Source organism: Paenibacillus xylanilyticus, from assembly GCF_013359935.1.
GTDB classification, from domain to species: Bacteria; Bacillota; Bacilli; order Paenibacillales; family Paenibacillaceae; genus Paenibacillus; species Paenibacillus xylanilyticus.
Genome location: NZ_JABMCB010000142.1, coordinates 1 through 20993 on the forward strand (window position 1 = coordinate 1; position 20993 = coordinate 20993).

Here is a 20993-nt window from a genome sequence, read left to right on the forward strand (position 1 = left end):
CGAGCAGTTGTTAGACTTCACTAATAACTTCTCTGATAACGAGGAGTACAACAAAGCAATGCTGATCGACCGTAACATTGGCATGGTTGACAAGATCGATGGATATTTGAAGAGCGACAAGAAAGAGGAGTACTTTATCGTGGTAGGTGCTGCACACTACCTGGGCGAGCATGGAATCGTGAAGTTGCTTGAGGAAAAAGGTTATAAAGTGGAAAGAAAATAATGTTGGTGAACACGGAAGCACCGCAAGTAAAGGTCGAGTGAAGTTCTCGACCTTTTTGTTTAGGATCTTTAATTAGAAGAGTAGTTTTATATAGAGAAAAAGGAGCTGAAATTCAGCTCTATTTTTAATCTTCAAAATGTTTTAATTGTAACGTACCCATTCATGCATTGACGCCAATAAAGCATTAATCCCTTTCCATATTCGGTGTATTCAACTTTAGAGAAGATTTGTTCATAAATCTTACAATATACCACATTTTGATATGCCAATTCTCTTAGCTGAGTAGTGTGCATCACAGAAGCGCAATGCTTCATTATCAAAAATGTGAAAAAGGATGATGGGTTTCCATTTTCCAACAAGAATTTCAAGGCTGTTTCTATAGTTCCAGTTCTATCTACATTAAATTCATTGGCCATTTGTGCTTACTACTTGACAGTACTCCTTGTAAAATGCGAACTGTCAACTTCACTAAAGTTTTTTCGATAGAATTGTTTGAGAACTATATGAAGTGCATAAAGAGTTTGTGTACTTCAAAAATAAATGGTGCTGTATGATCCACTTTTTAATTGATCATGCAGCACCATTTTTTATTTTTTTTATTACTCTCTGAAAGCATTAACTACCACTGTTGCTGTTATTCGGTATTAGAAAACTTATACTTTGTGAAAGTGACTATAACTATTCAACTGTTACTTCACTCTAGTTTGATAGTAATCGCATAAATCAGTTAAAGAGCATTCAGAACATTTTGGCTTGCGTGCGATACAAATTTTCATGCCGTGTTGAATAATCCACTCATGGGCATGGTGTTTAAATTGAAGTGAGGTTATTTCATTTATCGTATCTGCTGTGTCCTCCCTTGAAGTTGTGTGTACAATCCCTAAACGATTAGCAACCCTATGAACGTGTGTGTCTACTGCAATAGTTGGCTCGCTAAAAGTGAAATGCATCATGATGTCCGTGCATTTACGTCCAACTCCAGTTAAAGCAAGGAGTTCGTCTCTTGTATCTGGAACTTCTCCATTATGTCTTTCAATTAACTGTTGGCACATTTTTTTTAAATTCTTTGTTTTTCTATTGTAATGCGCTGCTGGTTTGATTAAAGAAGCTAACTCTTCATCCTCTAGTTCAAGTAATTGTCTGGGAGTAGAGACTCGTTCATAAAGAGCTCTACTCGCGTCAATCGTTCTTTTGTCTGTAGTCATCGTAGAAATTGTTACTGATACCAATGCTTTAAAGGGTGTACTGGACAATCCTTTGGCAATCCACTCGTTGTCGGTATCGTTGAATATTGGTTGTGATTCACTCAAAAGTTCATATATTTGATATATTCTTTGCTGATCCACAATGATTTCATATTCCCTTCTTCTTTTCCTTTTTGCTAGGGCTAGTCAGTTATTCTAGAACTTTTTAAATTTTGGAGACTTATTTCTCGAACGAGCGAGGTGAAATCGCTCTTTTTTCCTCTCAGACGCAAGTCGATACTTTTTTTCAAATTATCAATTGCTTTATCAATGGGTAATTTTGCAACATACATAAGTTCATTTATTACCAAATCACATGCTCTTTGTAGTGAATCTTTGTCATGTGAAGTAAGTTTGAGTTCATATTTTGGTGCACAAACCAAATCGCGGATCACCTCGGCCAGGTTGAAAATTTCCCCTGATTTTAACTTAGCATTCAACAGTTGTCTTCTCTCTGATACAAGAATAGGTAGTTTACTGAACTTTGTGAAAAAGTGAAAATGTGACTTTTCCAAAATGGCTAAGCTGGAGAGAGGGCGGATTCCAAGTTGTTCTGCCGATTCCTGAGGAATTAAAACATCCATCTTGAGCTCTCTAAAGTACAGTTTGTAATAATCCCGTTGTTGATTTTCTAATAAAAGTGATACTTCTTCTTCAATACGCCCTACACCGTGCAAAGGATAGAAAAGATATCCCCCTACCTTGATATCAATCATATTTCTCCCTCAAGTTCATTAGTAAGTTATTTAATTATAGCATTTCCCTGTCAACCCCCCTTTAGATGAAATTTTGTCAATATATATCTGAACGAATATCATTACAAGCAAAAGGTAGAATAAAAAACTTGAATAAAAAAAAGCTTGACTAGTACGATAATAAAAAGTGTATGCTTACAAAATAAGTTACAAATATTGATCATAGGTATGAAGTGAAGAGGTAAAGTCCTATGCAGCCTGTTGTTCACTTATACCAAGTAAACAGGTTTGTTTAGTTTGTATTATTGTGAAAAGTCACCAGTTGCTGACAATGTTTTGAAAGAAAAAGAGGTTTGAAATGGATATTAAAACTGATGGACAAATAGTAGATCGGGACATAAGCATTGAAATGCGAGAATCTTTTATCGGCTACGCGATGAGTGTCATTGTCAGTCGAGCCCTGCCTGATGTGAGAGATGGACTAAAACCAGTACATCGTCGTATCTTGTATGCAATGTCAGAGCTTGGTATAACCTCTGATAAACCCTATAAGAAGTCCGCAAGGATTGTTGGAGAGGTCATTGGTAAGTATCATCCACATGGCGATGTTGCTGTGTATGAAACAATGGTTAGAATGGCTCAAGACTTTTCTCTACGTTACATGCTTGTTGATGGGCATGGGAACTTTGGATCCATAGATGGGGACCGGGCTGCAGCAATGCGCTATACAGAAGCACGGTTATCTAAAATGGCTACAGAGATGTTGCGTGATATCAACAAAGACACAATTGATTTTCAACCGAACTATGATGGTGAAGAGCAAGAACCTCTCGTATTACCTGCTAGATATCCCAATCTTCTGGTGAATGGTGTGGGAGGGATTGCTGTGGGAATGGCAACGAATATCCCACCTCACAATTTGGGAGAGGTAATCGATGCGGTGAATGCACTGATAGATAACCCGGACTTGACGTCTCTAGAACTGATGGATCATATTTCAGGACCGGATTTTCCCACCGCAGCTTATATCATGGGGCATTCTGGTATCCGCAAGGCTTATGAAACTGGTCGAGGTTCGATAACAATGAGAGCCAAGACGAGCATAGAAGAAATTGAAAATAGATCAAGAATAGTTGTACACGAAATACCTTATCAAGTAAACAAAGCACGTCTTGTAGAAAAGATAGCAGAACTTGTTCGCGACAAAAAAATTGATGGTATCACTGATTTACGTGACGAATCCGATCGAATGGGTTTGAGGATTGTCATTGAAATTCGACGCGGGATTAATCCAAATGTATTACTGAACAATTTGTTCAAAAATACGTCGTTACAATCTAACTTTGCCATTAACATGCTCGCAATTGTGAACAATGAACCCAAAGTATTAAATTTACGAGAGATCATCCATCATTATTTACAGCATCAAATTGTTGTCATTCGTCGTCGTACGGAGTTTGAACTGCGTAAAGCAGAGGCTAGGGCTCATATTTTAATAGGTATGCGGATCGGTTTAGATCATATTGATGAGATTATCGCTGTGATCAAGGGATCCCCTTCAAGTGAGAGTGCTAAAAAGAGCTTAATTCAACGTTTTAAGCTGAGTCATGATCAATCACAGGCTATTCTTGATATGCGATTGCAGAGACTGACTGGGTTAGAACGTGAGAAAATAGAAAATGAATACAATGAAATCTCAGCAAAGATAACGGATTATCGTGAAATTCTGGCTAGTGAGTCACTAGTATTAGAAATCATTCGAGAAGAACTTAAAAGTATCAAAGATCGTTTTGCTGATGCTAGACGTACTGAAATTATGTCAAATACTGAGGACATTTTAGATGAGGATTTAATCCCACGTGAGGATGTCGTTGTTACGATTACTCACACTGGCTATACGAAGCGATTGCCCGTTTCAACATATCGTTCGCAAAAACGAGGTGGAAGAGGGGTCGTCGGTACGGATACCAAAGGTACTGATTTTGTAGAGCATTTGTTTATAACCCACTCACATAGCTACTTGTTAATTTTTACAAATAAAGGGAAAGTGTATCGATTGAAGGCTTATGAAATTCCTGAACTTGGGCGCACGGCTCGTGGAACAGCAATAATTAACCTTATTCAAATTGAACCTGGTGAAATAATCAATGCAGTTATAGAGGTTGAAAACTTTGAAAGTGATGAATATATATTTTTTGCGACTAAACAAGGCGTTGTAAAGAAAACAGCGCTATCCAGTTACAAGAATGTTAGAAAATCTGGACTTATAGCCATTTTTCTGCGCGATGATGACTCACTTGTAGACGCAAAACTCACTGATGGCACAAAGGAAATAATATTAGGGACTTTGAAGGGGATGTCAATTCGGTTCCCAGAAGAAAATGTACGGGCAATGGGACGGACTGCGGTAGGGGTTAAAGGAATTGATTTAAACACAGATGACACTGTTGTGGGCATGGACATCATGGAACCAAATAAGGACATTCTCGTGGTCACTTCGAATGGATTTGGTAAACGGACCTCGGAAAAGGAATATCGGAGCCAAAGTCGTGGTGGAAAAGGGATCAAAACGATCAATACCACCAAAAAGAATGGTTTAATGGTCGGTTTAAAAGTTGTGAGCAATGAAGAAGACCTAATGATCATAACTTCTAGTGGCACGCTCATCCGAATGAGAATGCAAAGTATCTCAACTATGGGACGCTCCACTCAAGGAGTTAAGCTAATCAACACACGAGATGATGACTTCGTGGCTTCAGTTTGTAGATCTGATCAATCTAAAACGGAAGATTAATCACATGATTTGTGTGCGGTGTGTACTGATGTCCATTTTAAAGAGTTATCACTAGAACTCGAGTCAACAAGACGTATAACAACTGAGGAACAGTAAGGATCTTGTTCAACATGAATACTATTAATGAGGTTGATTAAGCTGTTAAATTTTTTTAAACGAATGGTATAAGGAGTAAGTGATGATGAATCTTTACAAGTTTGAAATAAGTGTAAATGGTTTTCTTCTGAAAATGCACTTTTGCGCAAATGAAGAAAGTGGACTCAAATACACTAAAAACTATATTTCAAAATTCCAAAAAGAAGTGGCCAATTTAGAAATGAGAGTGAACATTTACAAAAGAGAACAGCATAAGCAGCGTTATAATAGAAAACCATATATGTTCACAAAAGCACTGCATGAAAAGGCAGGTATGCCTGTCTAGAAAGTTCAAATTATGTTTTATAAAGGAGGCCCATCAGTGCAAAATTTCATTCATGTCAGAGGGGCAAGAGAGAATAACTTGAAAAATATCAATGTTGATGTACCTCGAGATAAAATCGTAGTGTTCACAGGAGTGAGTGGATCGGGAAAATCGAGCTTGGCATTCGATACATTGTATGCTGAGGGTCAAAAGAGATACGTGGAGTCATTGTCGGCCTATGCACGACAATTTTTAGGTCAAGCCACTACGCCAGACGTAGATTCTATTGAGGGACTTTCTCCTGCTGTAGCGATTGAACAGAAAACAACCTCACGAAATCCACGTTCTACTGTAGGGACAATGACAGAGATTTATGACTATCTGCGTCTTCTCTGGGCAAGAGCAGGTACACCGCATTGTCCGGATTGCAAAATAGAAATTGGGCGCCAGTCTGTTGACGAGATCGTTGAACGTATTTATCAGTTACCTCAAGGAACTAAATTTGCTGTAATGGCACCGATTGTACGTGGACAAAAAGGAGAGCATAGCAATGTATTGGATCAAGCACGAAAGAATGGCTTCGCACGTGTTCGTGTAGATGGAACATTCTACACCTTGTCAGATGAAATACAAGTCGACAAGGGTAAAAAGCATACTATCGACATCGTTGTTGACAGGCTGACGGTCAGGACAGAGGATAAACAGCGTTTAGTAGATTCTCTTGAAATGGCACTCTCTCTGTCAGGAGATACTGTCTTGATCTATGAATATGAGAATATGCAAGAAACAAGTTTCTCTCAAAGCTATAGCTGCTCCAACTGTGGAAAGTCACTCACTGAATTATCTCCTCGTTTATTTTCTTTTAATCATCAGCTAGGGGCATGTCCAACATGTCATGGGCTTGGCATCCATCTTAAACCTGAGGATTATGAACGTTTCAATAATTCGCAGTATGAGACTGATGGTGAGCTGATTGTTTCAACTTGCCCGGATTGTCTGGGGGATCGCTTGTCGGTACAGCCCCTTGCTGTTACGGTTGGAGGAATGAATATCGCTGAATTCTGCAAGTTATCTGTTAATGATGCTATTGATGTGATTGGGAGCCTAGAGTTATCGGGAGCAAAGAAGACGATTGCAGAACCTATAATTATTGAAATCCGTGCTAGGCTTCTTTTTATGAAAAAGGTGGGTTTAACATATTTAACGCTTTCTCGTGTTTCAAGCACCCTTTCTGGTGGGGAGAGTCAGCGAATTCGGTTAGCATCACAAATTGGTTCGGGTCTGGCGGGTGTACTCTACGTACTTGATGAGCCCTCCATTGGATTACATCAACGTGACCACTCACTCTTGTTAGCCGCTCTTCGTGATTTGTGTGATCTAGGAAACTCTCTCCTTATCGTGGAGCACGATGAAGAAACAATTCGGCAAGCTGACTGGATTATAGATATAGGGCCTGGAGCAGGAAAACATGGTGGAGAACTTGTGGCGCAGGGCCCAATGGATATCATAATGAACTCACCAAAATCAATAACTGGTCAATATTTGTCGGGCAAAAAAAGAATTGAAGTGCCTGAGAAAAGACGCTCTGGCAACGGAAATACATTAGGGATAATTGGTGCGGCTGAAAATAGTCTGAAAGATATTGAGGTCTATATTCCTTTAGGAACACTGACTTGTGTCACGGGTGTCTCGGGCTCAGGAAAATCTAGTCTGATCAATGAGATCTTGTATAAGAAACTGGCTGCTCAACTGAACAGAGCCCAGACAAGACCAGGAAAGCATAAGGATATTGTAGGCACAGAATTTCTCGACAAAGTAATTCATATCGATCAGAGTCCAATTGGACGTTCGCCGCGATCCAACCCTGCGACTTATACAGGGTTGTTCGACCTCATCCGCTCCCATTATGCACTAACAAGTGAGTCAAAAGTACGTGGTTACGAAGCAAGAAGATTCTCTTTTAATGTCAAGGGCGGACGATGTGAGGCTTGTGCTGGAGAAGGTCTAATGAAGATTCGAATGCACTTTCTTCCGGATGTGTTTGTTCCTTGCGAGGTATGCAAAGGTAAGCGCTTTAACCGTGAAACGTTAGAAATCCACTACAAAGGTAAAAATATTGCGGATGTGTTGGCGATGACAGCAGAAGAAGCATTAGCGTTTTTTGAAAATATGCCTAAAATACGTAAAAGAATTGAAGCGATTTGCAAAGTAGGGCTGGGATATGTCCAACTGGGACAAGCGTCTACAACGTTGTCTGGTGGGGAGGCTCAGCGAGTTAAGCTTGCTGCAGAGCTTTTAAAGCCAGCCACTGGTAAAACCCTCTATGTAATGGACGAACCTACAACAGGCTTGCACACAGCTGATGTGCATCAATTAATTAATATCATGCATGAACTTGTCAATAGCGGAAACACAGTGATTGTAATAGAGCACAGTATGGCAGTGATCAAAAACGCTGATTATATCATTGATTTGGGGCCTGACGGTGGGATAAATGGAGGAGAGCTTGTTTGTGCCGGTACACCAGAGGAAGTTTCCAGATGTGAAACAAGTTACACTGGAAGATTTCTAAAAAGAGAGTTGAAGGAGCACTGAAAGCAATGGAACTGATTAGCCAAAAAGTAATGCATGTTCGTTTCGGTGAGGGATGTGTTGTGAGCAAAACAGAAAACCGAATTGGCATTCATTTTTCAGACCCGATAGGACAAAAGGTGTTCATTTTTCCTGATGCTTTTGTACAGTACTTGTGGATGCACGATCCTAATGTTCAAGAATATGTGATTAGTCAATATTATCAAAAGCAAAAGGAAATTGAAGCTGAGAAACAGCGGAACCTGCAGCTTCAAAAGGAAGAAGAGGAACGTGAAGCGGCTACTGCTGCAGCTCGTAAAACAGCATCTCGCAAAGAAGCAGCATTAAAGAGAAGAAACTCTAGATATAAAAATAAGAACTCCTAATTGTTTAGGTGTGAAAGTTTGAATTTGGGAAGTGATAAAGCTCGGCCCTTAATCGACATTATACTATGAAAATCTAGTAATGTTCAAGAAATTGACACACTGTACTGGTCAGAGTCACTTGACACGCATGTGATATAATTAATTTAGATCCAACAAAAGTAATGGGATGTGTAGTTAAAAAATCATCAGATTTAAATACCAAGTATATTATAAGTACAGTCAATTTTAATTGGCGTTTGAAGATGTTTATTTCCCTTCACATCGTAATGGTAAGAAAAAGATTTAACTGAATTAATATAGGCTAACTTGCTTTAGATGCTGTTATTTACTGAGGGGGTATTAACTATGGACATGGAATTAACAGCAACATCAAAGAATGATAGACAAAAATCGTTGGAAAAAGCGTTAACAGAGATTGAACGAGCATTTGGAAAAGGGTCCATTATGCGTCTTGGGGAACATTCAATGAATAAAATGGTTGAAACCATCTCAACTGGATCTATTGGCCTCGATTTAGCATTGGGAATAGGTGGCGTGCCAAAAGGTAGAATTATTGAAATTTATGGCCCAGAGTCATCTGGTAAGACCACATTGGCGCTTCATGTCGTTGCAGAAGTTCAAAAATCAGGTGGAACAGCGGCATATATAGATGCTGAACACGCTTTGGATCCAACCTATGCAAAAGCATTGGGTGTAGACGTTGATTCAATGCTTATCTCCCAGCCTGATACAGGAGAGCAAGCATTAGAGATAACAGAAGCATTAGTAAGATCTGGTTCGGTAGATGTGATTGTTGTGGATTCGGTGGCAGCTCTGGTTCCTCGTGCAGAAATCGAAGGGGAGATGGGGGATGTTCACATGGGACTTCAAGCGCGTTTGATGAGTCAGGCATTACGAAAGTTAACAGGTTCAATCTCAAAAACACAAAGCGTAATCATTTTTATAAATCAGCTCAGAGAAAAGATTGGTGTTATGTTCGGTAGCCCGGAGGTAACTTCAGGAGGACGAGCTTTGAAGTTTTTTTCCTCCATTCGGCTTGATATTCGTCGTATAGAATCCATTAAGAACGGATCTGAAATAGTAGGAAACCATATACGTGTTAAAGTTGTAAAAAATAAGCTGGCTCCACCATTTCGCATGACTGAATTTGACATCATGTATGGTGAAGGTATTTCAAAAATGGGGGAACTTATTGATATAGGAATTGAACGTGGGCTGGTTCAGAAGTCTGGATCCTGGTTTTTTAGAGGAGAAATTAGGCTTGGACAAGGAAGAGATTCAGCAAAGAAGTATTTTATGGATCATCCGGATGAAGCAAAAGTTCTAGAAAATGAAATTCGCAAATTCGAGCACACTTCTTACGTTAATGAAAGAAATGAAATGCAGGTTAAAGACAATTTGTTGTCTAGTGGAATAGTCGAGGGATCTGAATTGAATGGTGAATAATAATGAATTGAGTTGAGTCGCTAGATAATCGCTTCTCATAACAACTAATTTATCAACTTCTATTAGAGAGAAGAACTGTGTTGATTAAGGCAATACTAGGGTAGGAACACTGTATCAGGATTGGTTCCTCATGAAAACAAATGGTGTAGGAGGGACCATGTGGTATGAAGTATTTTGAAGATATTATCGTTATGCCTGAAAAGAAGAACGATATCCACACGCAACTGTCACATAAAGAAAGTGGGACAAAGGATTCCGTACAATTTTATTTGGATAACATTGGTAAAATACAGCTTCTTTCCATAGAAGATGAGCGGCTTCTGGCAGAAAAAATCAAACAAGGAGATAAGGCCGCTAAGGTTAAATTTATTGAGGCAAATTTACGTTTAGTTGTCAGTATTGCAAGCAAGTATAAGTGGAGTGAGATGCCTCTACTTGATCTAATTCAAGAAGGAAATATAGGTCTCATGAGAGCAGTTGACAGATTCGATTCTGAGAAAGGTTTTAAGTTTAGTACCTATGCGACTTGGTTGATTCATCGTTCAATAGAACAAGCTGTAATTGATAAAGGAAGGGCAATAAGATACCCCACACACATTTTTGATTCGTTGAGAAAATGGACGAAGACTTTCCAACAATTTTTTTCGGAATTTGGTCGTGAACCTACTCCCGAAGAGATGGCTCACAAGATGAACATGCCAGTAAGTAGAATTCTCAAACTAAAAAATCTCGCAGAGAAGCAAATGGTATCTCTAGACTTGGAGATCGGGGTAGACCCAGTCATGAAACTCGGAGATTTGCTTGAAGACAATTATGGTAAAAAAACCGAAGAACTCATAGAGCAAAAAATTCTTCAGGAAAAAATTAATGAAGTTCTCCAAACATTAAACGAGAGGGAAGAAAGCGTACTTCGGTTGCGGTATGGATTAGATGATGGAGAGATACACAGTTTCCAAGAAATTGGCAAGGTACACGGCGTTTCACGTCAACGAATTTACCAAATTGAAATCAAGGCTTTAAAGAAAATTGGCCAATATTTTGCTGAAGAACAGCTTCAAGATTTTCTTGAGGTTTAAAATGTTTGATTTATAAAGATGAAGCATTATATTTCGCTATTTCTAGGAATCATAAGGAGGGATATCATGAATGGAATAAAGACAGGGGAATTGGTTTTCTATCCATTGCATGGTGTTGGACTTTTGGAAGAAAAAGTAACCCTTCCATATGAAGACAAACAAAAGGATTATTTCAAAGTCTATTTTGAAGAATTGAAAATGAATATTTTCATTCCTGAGGATTCTGCAGAACAACAAGGAGTAAGACCTCTTAGCACCCCCGAAACATTAGAACGGTCAAAGACTCTTTTCTTTGAAAGATTTCGTGAATTACCCGAGCTTGCATCGGACAGGAAAAAAATATTGACCCAGAAACTGAGGTCAGGAGATATTCTCAACGTAACTGAAGTGATCCGGGATTTAGTGTGTGCACCTAAATATGATCTCAGGCTGAGTTCCCAGGACAAACTATTACTTGAAGCTGCATGTAATTTGCTGAAAAATGAGCTAATGCATGTGCTTAGCATATCGAGTGAACAGGCAGCGGATAGCCTGAAAAAAACTATTAATTTAAGACTAAAGCACAAATCAGAATCTTTATGAAATTATAGACAAGGTGGTAAAAAGCAGATGAAACGTGTACTTTATGCATGTATTGAGCAAACCATTCATTTTCGTTTAAAAGAGGATACCAAGCATGAGATTGCGGTACGAGGTGTTCAAGCAGAACTAGAAGATTTCAAGACAACATTAAATCGAAAGAGAAAAAAATATAAAATACTTGAGGAAACCAATCAACCAGATGGTTCGATCATTGTGAAATTAAAAAGACAATATGCCGACTATGATTGCGACATTTATATGGAATGAAATTGATACCGCATCTGGTAAGTCTATCGCGAATTCGAGCTTATGAAGAGTTAGTCTAACGAAAAGAAACGAAGAGCACTTCGGAGACAAATTTTATGTTAATAGTATAGGGGAAATATAAAATTCCATTCCGATTCTATCTTCTAGTTCCTATAGAGGGAGGAAAATATGATTCTTACAAAGAGAGAGGCCGCAGTAATTGAGATGCTTCGTGGTTGTGAAACTCGAAGAAACATTGCCCGGAAACTCAATATAAGGATGCATGAATTAGATAGTATCGTTTTAGAGCTCGAGAATCATTCAACTATCCAGAAACTGGAATCAAAGAGTTATGAGTATAGAGTGGTCTTGGACACTTATGAAGTGGATGAAAATAGCGAGCAAGCGGTTATGCCTAAAAAAACAAAAGTGATCGAGATCTTGATCCCTGAAGAATACGAAAATTACATTAGAAGTCAATATGGGGTAATCCCTCGAAGGGAGATCGCACGTCAACTTAACTTAAATAAGGTGACTTTAAATCTAATGATTATGAACCTTGGATTAGCAGATAAGGGGGTAGTAGAGGATAATAATCAGCATTTTCAAGCAAAATGAGATGTGAATTTTAAATGTCAGTAATGAGCAAACTATCGTCTACATTGTGGAATGGATCAGAAAATTATTCGTATATTACTTAAGCGATATCACAATTAGTGAACGTTAGTTCCGTATCAACCACCTAATCATTTAGGTGGTTTTTCTTTTGAAGCTACAACAAAAGATGGAATAGTAATTTTAATTAAGAAAGGAAGAATTATTACAATTTAAAAAATTGCTTTCTCAAATAAATCAGAATGTAAGTAAATACTTAGATGTTTAGGAGTGTAAAAAACGAATGAATGACAAAATTGTCATGCCAATCTGGATGTTTGGCATATTTATAGTACTAATGAATACGACGATGTTTAATGTAGCTATTCCAGGATTATTGAAAGTTTAAACATTACAGCAGATCAAGGATCGTGGGTTATTTCAGGATACTTTATTGACTACGCCTTATCTATGGTTATATATAGCCGATTATCAGATGGTATACCATTGCGAAGACTACTATTAATCGGTCTAATTCTGAATGCCAGAATGGATCGATATCTGTGAAAAGGATTTACCTTTAAAAAGGAAAGGCTGGCCGTATTAGCGGCCATTTTTTTGTTATAGCATTTTAAGTTCAGCCTGGTAAAAGATCTGTACTCACCTAAAAATAATGTACTTCAATGCACAAACAAAATGCACCAAGGCCCCCATTATAATCAGTATCTGAAAGCGATTACATTATATGGGGAGGGGTACAAAAAATGTCGAGGGTTTTAAGACAAAGAGTCAGTAAAAGGATGCTTTCAATCGTAACAATCGCTAGTCTGATGGTGGGGTCGTCTTGGGGTACGATCCCGTCATCTGTTTCAGCTGCAAATGTTGTGGAGTTCAAAACTCAAAAAGGTGGCGTTTTTGATGGCATGCCTTTGTTTGACGGTAATCCCGATCATCTGAATTCTTTCGTAGACACATATTTTGAGTACACCGGACTCGAGGGGCCAGCGGTATATGTCACTGGTTCCCGTAACCACTATACACTGACGAAGGGAGCGAATGCAGGCAAAGTCATTCCTGGTGCGTTATCTGCTGCAGATAACGTTCAGGGTGTCTCGACAGATTTTCCGGCGCTGATCGGCATGGGTCAGAGCTGGAATAAAGAGCTTCTGTCCGAAATTGGAGAAGTCATGGGTAATGAGAAAATCAGCAAACTGAAAGTCAAACAGGGCGAATCAAATATCCATGGCGGCGAAGATTCTTCTCTGAGTGTTGCATTCACGGTCGTCAGCGACATGCGCATCAATCCGCTTAGCGGACGTTTTGACGAGGGGTTTTCTGAAGATCCGAATATGGCGGGTGTGTTGATTGACAAGATGGCTACAGGTCTAAGCGGAATTGGCCAACCCGCCACTAAAGATGGATTCTGGATGAGAGCTGCCGTGGGGACGAAGCATTATTCCGTCTATAACGCACAATGGTTCAGGCAAACCGCAAATAACAGTGCAGGGGCGCGCTCATTATTTGAGTATCAAACCCGGGCCGCGCTGCCAGGGTTTGAATCTGGCGCGCTAGCCGGTACGATGACGTCTTATGGTCGGACGAACGGCATTCCAAACATTCTTTCGCCACTTCAGCTATTGGCCAACTTGGACGCCAAATATGGCGTATATAGCTCACCCGATTTCAACGGTGATGCAATCGTGTCCAACGCGAACCAGCTTGGAAACGGGTACGATGACCGCTATGCCGTGGACCGTGGTCATGCAACGGTTCTTATGGCGTTTGCCAAGGCGAATGCGGGCCGTCCGTCAGGCACGACGCCTGCGGATGTGACGGATCTCGTGACGCTGGTGGAACAGGGAGAGTACGGCATTACCGGGGAAGAGCTTATTGAGGCAGCCAGACCACACGTAAATCAACTGGTGCGTTTGGGAATCTTTAATGAAACTGACGAGCAAGGCATACCGAAAGATTACCCTTTCGCCCAGGAAGCAAAGGACGTACGGACGTCTCCACCTTCTGATTACAACCAGTTGGACCATCAGGACGTGGCACTTCGCGCGGCCCAAGAGAGTATTGTGCTGCTCAAAAATGATAACACCCTTCCGCTGGAAAAGGGGAATCGTGCTGCTGTTTCCGGGGTGTATGCCGATGCGCGCTTCAAAACAACGTATTCAGTCGGCACGACGCCTGCGCTGGAAAACTCAGGTGAATCGCCGCTGCTCTCGATCATAAAAATGAACGGCAGCAGCAACGTAAACTATACCCCAGGAGGTGAAGTCATCGCACTAACCTCCAAAGCAAATCAGCAAACGGTTACGGCAGACGTATACAGTCCAAATGCCGGGAAAGAGGGAGCGCAGCTCATTACCACTGCGGATACGCCAGAGGAGGCCAGTTCTTCCCACTTGTTCCGTGTGTACGATTGGGGTCAAGAGGGTTCTAGTTTATTGTCACTTCACAACCAACGTTGGATGACTTCTCCTGCAACCAATAATGCAGCCGTAGGAAATACGGATGGCACCAGCCTAAATCTGACGAACAACGATTGGAGCCTTCCGGATATGATGGGTGACACGAGTGCCATACCACCAACGCTGCGAATCGAAAACAACGAGGATGGGTCATTATCGATTGTAGCCAATGGGTACCGTACTGGATTTTCCGGGGACTTCACCAACTGGTATTATGCTCACGGACGCTTCATTAAGGTGGATGACGATGGTAAGCTCGTGACCTCATCATCTCCACTGGGTAGCAAGGAAAATGCTGCGAATCGCCCGGACGAGGTGAAGTTCGAGAAATCGATCGTGCAGGACGTGGGCGAAGAGGCAGCAGCAAGAGCTGCTGAAGACGATTATGCCATCGTCTTCGTCGGAGCGGCACCACGTCACAGCGCAGGCGAGGGCAATGATCGCTCTAGCCTGGATATGGGCGAGGCTGATTACGCGCTGGTCGATAACGTGTCTGCTGCGTTTGCAGCCGAGGGCAAAAAGACCGTCGTCGTGGTTAAATCGAGCTTTCCGGTAAGCATGGAACGCATTCAAAACAACCCGAATGTCTCAGCAATTGTGTACCAGCCATATGGCGGCCAATACGATTCATATGCGCTAGCTCAGGTACTGTACGGAGATTACGCGCCGACAGGACGTCTGACTTCCACATGGTATGCGGGGATGGATGCTTTCCCATCGATTAATTCTTACGTTGTGCCGGAAGGCAATACATCGGGTCTCGACAGCATTGATCCTCGATTCGCGGTGGATATGACTAATGCAGATCCGATTGAGTCCGGGTTGACTTACATGTATACGGATGCCAAGGTGACTTATCCGTTTGGTTACGGGTTGTCCTATGCTGGTTTTTCATACGATGCTCTGACCGCACCCTCTACCGTTCCAGGGGATGAACCATTCACGGTATCGGTCCGTGTAACCAATACTGGGGACGTGGCAACCTCCGAGGTAGTACAGCTGTACGCTCGCAATAGCCATTCCGCATACGGCGCCCATGCGCCCAAAAAGAAACTGGTGGCATTCGAGAAAGTTTACCTCGAACCAGGTCAATCGAGAGAAGTACCGCTGCAGGTCGATCCACAAACACTCTCATTATGGGATGTGAATCGAAGCGAATGGATCGTCGAACAAGGAAGCTATGACTTCATGATCGGTACCTCCGCAGGTGAGGCAGACGTGCAAGCTTCGAAGGCGGTAAGTATGGGTGGTAAGTTGGTGGCGTCATTATCCCTTACTGAGCCAATAAATGTATTCGATCATGCGTTTGCATCGAATGAAGTTGTCTATCACGAAGTATCCAAGGAACGCACCGCTGCCCAACTAAAAGCAAAAGCCATTGTAGGCGGATATTATGCGGTCCGGTCCAAACAAAATGGATCGTGGGTCGCGTTGCCAAAGGCCGATCTGACCGGTGCACGAAAGGTGAAGGCATCCGTTGCATCGAATGCGCAGGGAGGCACAATCTCATTGCATGCAGATACACTCGATTCCTCACCACTTGCTGTATGGAATGTACCGGTGACTGATCCTGTTTCTTACAAAATCAGCAACGCTAATGTAACGGTCAAGGAGTTGGGGTACGTTGACGTGGAGGCCGATATTTCTGCTGCTGTAAGCGGCGTGCATGATTTGTACCTGGTGTTCCATGAACCGGATCTTCGAATTGACGGATTGTCATTTACATTGAACGAAACGGGAACGAATCCTGGAAGTCCAGGCACCAACCCAGGAACAAATCCCGGTTCACCAAGCTCGCCTGGATCGGGTAATGGTGCTGCTCCTGTTGATCCACCAGCATCCGAGTCCGAGACAGAAGGTGAAACGAATTCGGGAGGCAATCTATCTGCACTGGTGACAGTGCAAAAGGGAAGTGAGGCTGATCAGCAAAAGGTAAAAAGCATTCGCTCATCCGGCGTACGGGTTATAGGAGAACCATGGAATGTGACAATTAAGGATAAACAAGGCATTTACGTAACAGCAACGCTTCCAGCTGTCAACGATGTTGCTGCAGACTCGACTGCTATTGTTCACGTTGGCGAGGCAGGCAAACTTACTCCGGTGCCTGGTGTACTGACGCAAGACACGAACGGAAATCAGGCGTGGAAAGTGCTGATTAATCAAGCAGGCACATACGTAGCGATTCATTCGAAGCGCACCTTTGTTGATGTAGCGTCTTCAGCCTGGTATGCCGGAGATATAGCTAAAGCCAGCAGCAAGCTGCTAATCAATGGCGTTTCGGAACGCCGCGTGCAGCCTCAGGGAACGACAACATCAGCCCAAACGTTGATGGCAGCTATGAACGCAATAGGGATTGATCCGGGAGCAGCGGCATTAAACGAGAAATGGTTTGATCCGGTCTTGCGAGCCGCTGTGGAGTATGACTTGATGGAAGAAGGGCAGTTCTTGCCGAATGCCCCAATGTCAAGAGAAGGCATGGCAATAGTGCTCATCCATGCGCTGAACTTGGCCGGGGTGGACACGGAACTGCCGGAAGCAGAGATTGAATCATGGCTGGAAGACTTTAAAGATCGGGACCAGCTAACGCCAAATAGCCGCTCAGCCATGGCTGCAGCGATTGGACTCGGTATATTTCAAGGTACACCGGAGGGTCTCCTGCAACCACAGAGCACGCTGACACGTTCACAACTTGCCACGGTCATTGTCCGCGTTCACGACCGGCTAGCAGTACTGCTTGAAGGTTAAGCGCCACCATAACGAAAACAAGGAACCAGGTCATCATACATGGCCTGGTTCCTTGTTTTTTATGGAGTACAGTTTGTGCTGCTTTCGGAATTCCTCTGGAGTCCAACCCGTCATTTTTTTAAACACCCGAAAAAAATATTTTGGATTGTCGTAACCTAGCTGTTTGGCAATTCGGTAAATTTTATGGTCTGTACTCATCAAGAGATGCTTGGCTTGCCCGATGCGGAGACCGTTCACATAATCTGTAAAATTCTCGGATGTTTTTTCTTTGAACAAATAACTGAGGTAACTTGGATTTAGGTAGAACAGGGACGAAACCCATTCCAGCGTTAAATCCTTGGCATAGTGATTATCAATATATTTCTTGACGTTATCAATCACCTGATCCGATGAGTAGGGGTTGTCTTCTTTGAGTAAAAGGGCTGCTCCTGTCAGTACCTTAACCATATAATGCCGGATGCTTTCCATATCAAACGAGACGTTCAGGACGGCTTCCAGACTGGAGGATGCGCCACTATTGATCCCGTTCTGGAGATAATCAATCAGCAGCCGCTTGGTTTCCATAATAATATCCCTGCACTGTTCCTTTAGGTGAGCAAGCAGAGCGTCAGGCTGACGGAGATAGAAGGCAAAAAAATCGATAGTGAGCTCTTCCACCTTCGGCGCATTACCGCTCTCAATGAAGAATAATAATTCATACATTCGAGACCACTTTAGCGGATGTAACGGATGTTGTCCCTCTGAATATACATAATATTTCCCGAAATCGGTAATGGCTCGTTCATCCAAGGCGAGAATGGTTTGATGGTGAGCCGCTCGGACTTCGCCAATGTCTGTAAACGGCAAACTGATCCCAACACAACATTCCGCAGTTTGGGCTTTTGCCAAAATCATACTCGCTATTTGCGATGCCTTTTCCTGCAATTCCACGGCCGTGCATTCTGAATCATGCATCAGGAAAAACAGCAGCTGATCCGATTGTGGATGAGGAATGTACAATCCATTTGAAAAGGTAGGCAATGCATGTGCCGAGATCGGGTGCGGACCATAAAGCGTCATCAAAACGAACTGCTCAGATGACATGATCGCGGTAAATTCGGCAGAGCGGAATACAGGCATTTTGGTTGATGCATTGGGAGTAAGCATATAATTCAGGAACAACTGCATGTCTGCATCCGTTTTCATCTGCTCCGTTTCGACTGCTCGTAATTGGACTTCCCGCTGCATAGAGCGTTCCTGTTCTATGGCATTGATAGCTTGGTGAAGTGCACTGTGAATCTCGTCCCGGCTAAAAGGCTTCAGCAAGTAATTTACAACCTTGGCGGAGATGGCCTCCTGCATGTAATCGAAATCGGCATGCCCGCTAATAACAATTAACTTCGTGTGCGGATATTGCTGGCATACCGTTCGGATCAGCATCTTGCCGTCGACCTCGGGCATGCGCATATCCGTAAAGATGATGTCCGGCTTGGATGATTCAATCAAAGCCAAGGCATCTGCACCGTTATCTGCCTCGCCCAGAAGTTCAAGCGAATGTTCAAAAGCTTCTATCTTTTTCAATAGACCTTTGCGTATCAAAGGTTCGTCATCCACAACGATAAATGTGTACATCAGAGTCACCTCTTTTCCCAATTGGCCGGAATTTCGAGTTTAATTCGTGTTCCCTTATTCAATTCGGTATGGAAGGAAAGGCCGTACGTGTCACCATAATACAGGGCAATTCGTGAATGCACGTTTTTGATGCCGATGCTTTGTTTCTGACGTTGACCGACGGAGACAAATTCGGGCGGCTGCTGGAGCAATTGTCGAAGTTCCTCTGCCTGTGCCGCGGACATGCCAATACCGTCGTCCTGTATTTCGAATACCATTCGATCCCCCTGAAACAAACCGGTAATGGCGATGCAACCTTTTCCGCGTTTGTTCTCAAGCCCATGATAGATTGCATTTTCCACGAGTGGCTGCAGTAACAGTTTTAACATGCGACTACTCTGAATCTCAGGGTCCACATGAAGGTCGAACTTCATTTTGTCTCCATACCGGATTTGTTGGATGGCCATGTAGTTTTCTACATGCTGCAGTTCCTCGTGGACGGCGACCAGTTCGCTGTCTGTTTTGATGCTGTAGCGGAACATGTCGCCGAGCGACTTGGTCATCACTACGATGCTCTCGACTTCTTCAATTTCTGCAATGCTGTTGATTGACTCCAAGGTATTGTAGAGGAAATGGGAGTTAATCTGCGCTTCCAATGCCTTCATCTGAGAGTCCAGCATGAGAATTTTGTTTTGATAACTCTCTCGGATGTGCGTATCGATATCCTTCATCATTTTATTGAACTCATGGTACAAAATACCGATCTCGTCGACTTGTCGCGTTGCTTGAGGCTTAATGGTTGCGAAACGATGAGATTTGGTTTTACGCATCATTTTGGTCAATTCAATGATCGGTTTGGTAATCAGGTTCGACAAGAAAAAGGAAAGCAGCAAGAAGATAACTGCACAGCTCACGGCTACGTAAAGAAGCAGCTTCTGCGAGATATTATACTCCTCGTACAGGCGATCCATGGAGATGTTGGCGATCACATTCCAATTGCGCCCTGGTACCTTTTGGATCACTGTCATGATATTGTCCTGAATCGATTTATACTGTGAACTGCTGCCGACTTGCTGAGTTGCCGCAGCGAGAGAAGCGGAGAGAGGAGTCCCAACCTTGCTTCCATCGGTTGAATACAAGATCTCGCCAGCATCGTTCGCTAGGTATAGATTGGACAAACTTGGCGCCGGATTGCGTTTTAGCCCGTCAAAAATGTTCATGCTGCAATCCAGCATAAACACGCCAAGAAACTCGTTGTTGTTTGGATCATAGAGGGCTCTGGAGAAGCCAATGGATTCCTTGGCATTAATAATGTATGGTTTGACGCCAACTTCACCGATGTACAAATCGCCTTTTCGCTGAATTGTGTCCAGATACCATTCATCGCGAAGGGCGACATAATCGAGGCGTAAGTCTGTACCACTGCTGCCGTAACTGATCCATTTGCCATCTGGTGTGAACAGGTATAAACCATTGATGTAATTGTAGCCAAGCAGAATGTTTTCGAAGATTAATTTCAATTTGCTGCGGATCATGAAGATTTCATACTGGTCATTCGTACCGTTCAACTTGATGAGTTCGTCACTCACTGTGCTGTAAGCGGTTGCATTAGAAGATTGCTGAAGAAGCGTGACGGAGATCCGGTCGATATTCTGCAAAATCTCTTCCATGCTTTTGACCGAATTGCCGATAGTAGTCGACGTTACGAGTGAGGTTTGCTCATTCACCAGCTTCGTGTAACTTCGATAGGAACTGACAGACACGACGATAATCGGCACGATCGACACGAGGACGAGGACCAGAAAAAGTTTGGTTTTGATGTTGAACAGAATCATACGTGCTCCTCCCGCCATTGTCAAATCTAAAAATAGTGCACCATACGAACCAAAGCAAATGCACTTTTGCCCACCGTATGATGAGAATGTGC

General features: G+C 42.4%; 15 protein-coding genes. 11 read left to right on the plus strand and 4 right to left on the minus strand.

Translation table 11 applies throughout. From position 1 onward, the window contains the following. The coding region (locus HP552_RS03470; protein ID WP_175394249.1) for a TraB/GumN family protein at nt 1-223 on the plus strand (223 nt) is incomplete at its 5' end. Between the two features lie 689 nt (nt 224-912). Here HP552_RS03470 and HP552_RS03475 read toward each other — a convergent pair. Then, complete coding sequence (locus HP552_RS03475; RefSeq protein WP_175394250.1) at nt 913-1569, minus strand: endonuclease III domain-containing protein; 657 nt, start codon at nt 1567-1569, stop codon at nt 913-915. Between the two features lie 41 nt (nt 1570-1610). Next, entirely contained in the window at nt 1611-2183 is a 573-nt protein-coding gene (locus tag HP552_RS03480; RefSeq protein WP_175394251.1) for a CarD family transcriptional regulator, read from the minus strand. A gap of 337 nt (nt 2184-2520) precedes the next feature. Here HP552_RS03480 and gyrA point away from each other — a divergent pair, with 337 nt between their 5' ends. The 10 genes from gyrA (at nt 2521) to HP552_RS03530 (ending at nt 17476) form a co-directional block, all read left to right on the plus strand. Beyond that, the gene (gene gyrA, locus HP552_RS03485) at nt 2521-4956 is read left to right on the plus strand and encodes a DNA gyrase subunit A (RefSeq protein WP_175394252.1); all 2436 of its coding nucleotides are present in this window, start codon (nt 2521-2523) and stop codon (nt 4954-4956) included. 178 nt (nt 4957-5134) lie between these two features. Further along, on the plus strand, nt 5135-5377 hold the full coding sequence (locus HP552_RS03490; protein WP_175394253.1) for a hypothetical protein: 243 nt from the start codon (nt 5135-5137) through the stop codon (nt 5375-5377). A 12-nt stretch (nt 5378-5389) separates the two neighbouring features. Next, nucleotides 5390-7951 carry an excinuclease ABC subunit UvrA gene (gene uvrA / locus HP552_RS03495; RefSeq protein ID WP_175394254.1) on the plus strand — a complete coding sequence of 854 codons (2562 nt, stop codon included), beginning with the start codon at nt 5390-5392 and terminating at the stop codon, nt 7949-7951. A 5-nt stretch (nt 7952-7956) separates the two neighbouring features. After that, nucleotides 7957-8313 (plus strand): hypothetical protein, encoded by a 357-nt coding sequence (locus HP552_RS03500; protein ID WP_175394255.1) that lies wholly within the window; start codon nt 7957-7959, stop codon nt 8311-8313. A gap of 345 nt (nt 8314-8658) precedes the next feature. Continuing rightward, entirely contained in the window at nt 8659-9759 is a 1101-nt protein-coding gene (gene recA / locus HP552_RS03505; RefSeq protein WP_175394256.1) for a recombinase RecA, read from the plus strand. A 164-nt stretch (nt 9760-9923) separates the two neighbouring features. Further along, nucleotides 9924-10835 carry a sigma-70 family RNA polymerase sigma factor gene (locus HP552_RS03510; protein WP_175394257.1) on the plus strand — a complete coding sequence of 304 codons (912 nt, stop codon included), beginning with the start codon at nt 9924-9926 and terminating at the stop codon, nt 10833-10835. A 66-nt stretch (nt 10836-10901) separates the two neighbouring features. After that, entirely contained in the window at nt 10902-11417 is a 516-nt protein-coding gene (locus HP552_RS03515) for a CarD family transcriptional regulator (protein WP_175394258.1), read from the plus strand. Between the two features lie 27 nt (nt 11418-11444). Continuing rightward, on the plus strand, nt 11445-11684 hold the full coding sequence (locus HP552_RS03520; protein ID WP_175394259.1) for a hypothetical protein: 240 nt from the start codon (nt 11445-11447) through the stop codon (nt 11682-11684). A gap of 168 nt (nt 11685-11852) precedes the next feature. After that, a complete protein-coding gene (locus HP552_RS03525; RefSeq protein WP_175394260.1) occupies nt 11853-12281 on the plus strand; it encodes a hypothetical protein in 429 nt (142 codons plus the stop codon). Nucleotides 12282-13057: 776 nt separating this feature from the next. Continuing rightward, entirely contained in the window at nt 13058-17476 is a 4419-nt protein-coding gene (locus HP552_RS03530; protein WP_175394261.1) for a glycoside hydrolase family 3 C-terminal domain-containing protein, read from the plus strand. Between the two features lie 33 nt (nt 17477-17509). Here the strand turns inward: HP552_RS03530 and HP552_RS03535 are convergent, their stop codons facing one another. Both HP552_RS03535 and HP552_RS03540 read right to left on the minus strand, forming a co-directional pair. After that, nucleotides 17510-19087, minus strand: a complete 1578-nt coding sequence (locus HP552_RS03535) for a response regulator (protein ID WP_175394262.1) — start codon at nt 19085-19087, stop codon at nt 17510-17512. Between the two features lie 5 nt (nt 19088-19092). Then, on the minus strand, nt 19093-20901 hold the full coding sequence (locus tag HP552_RS03540; RefSeq protein WP_175394263.1) for a sensor histidine kinase: 1809 nt from the start codon (nt 20899-20901) through the stop codon (nt 19093-19095). Between the last annotated feature and the right edge of the window lie 92 nt (nt 20902-20993).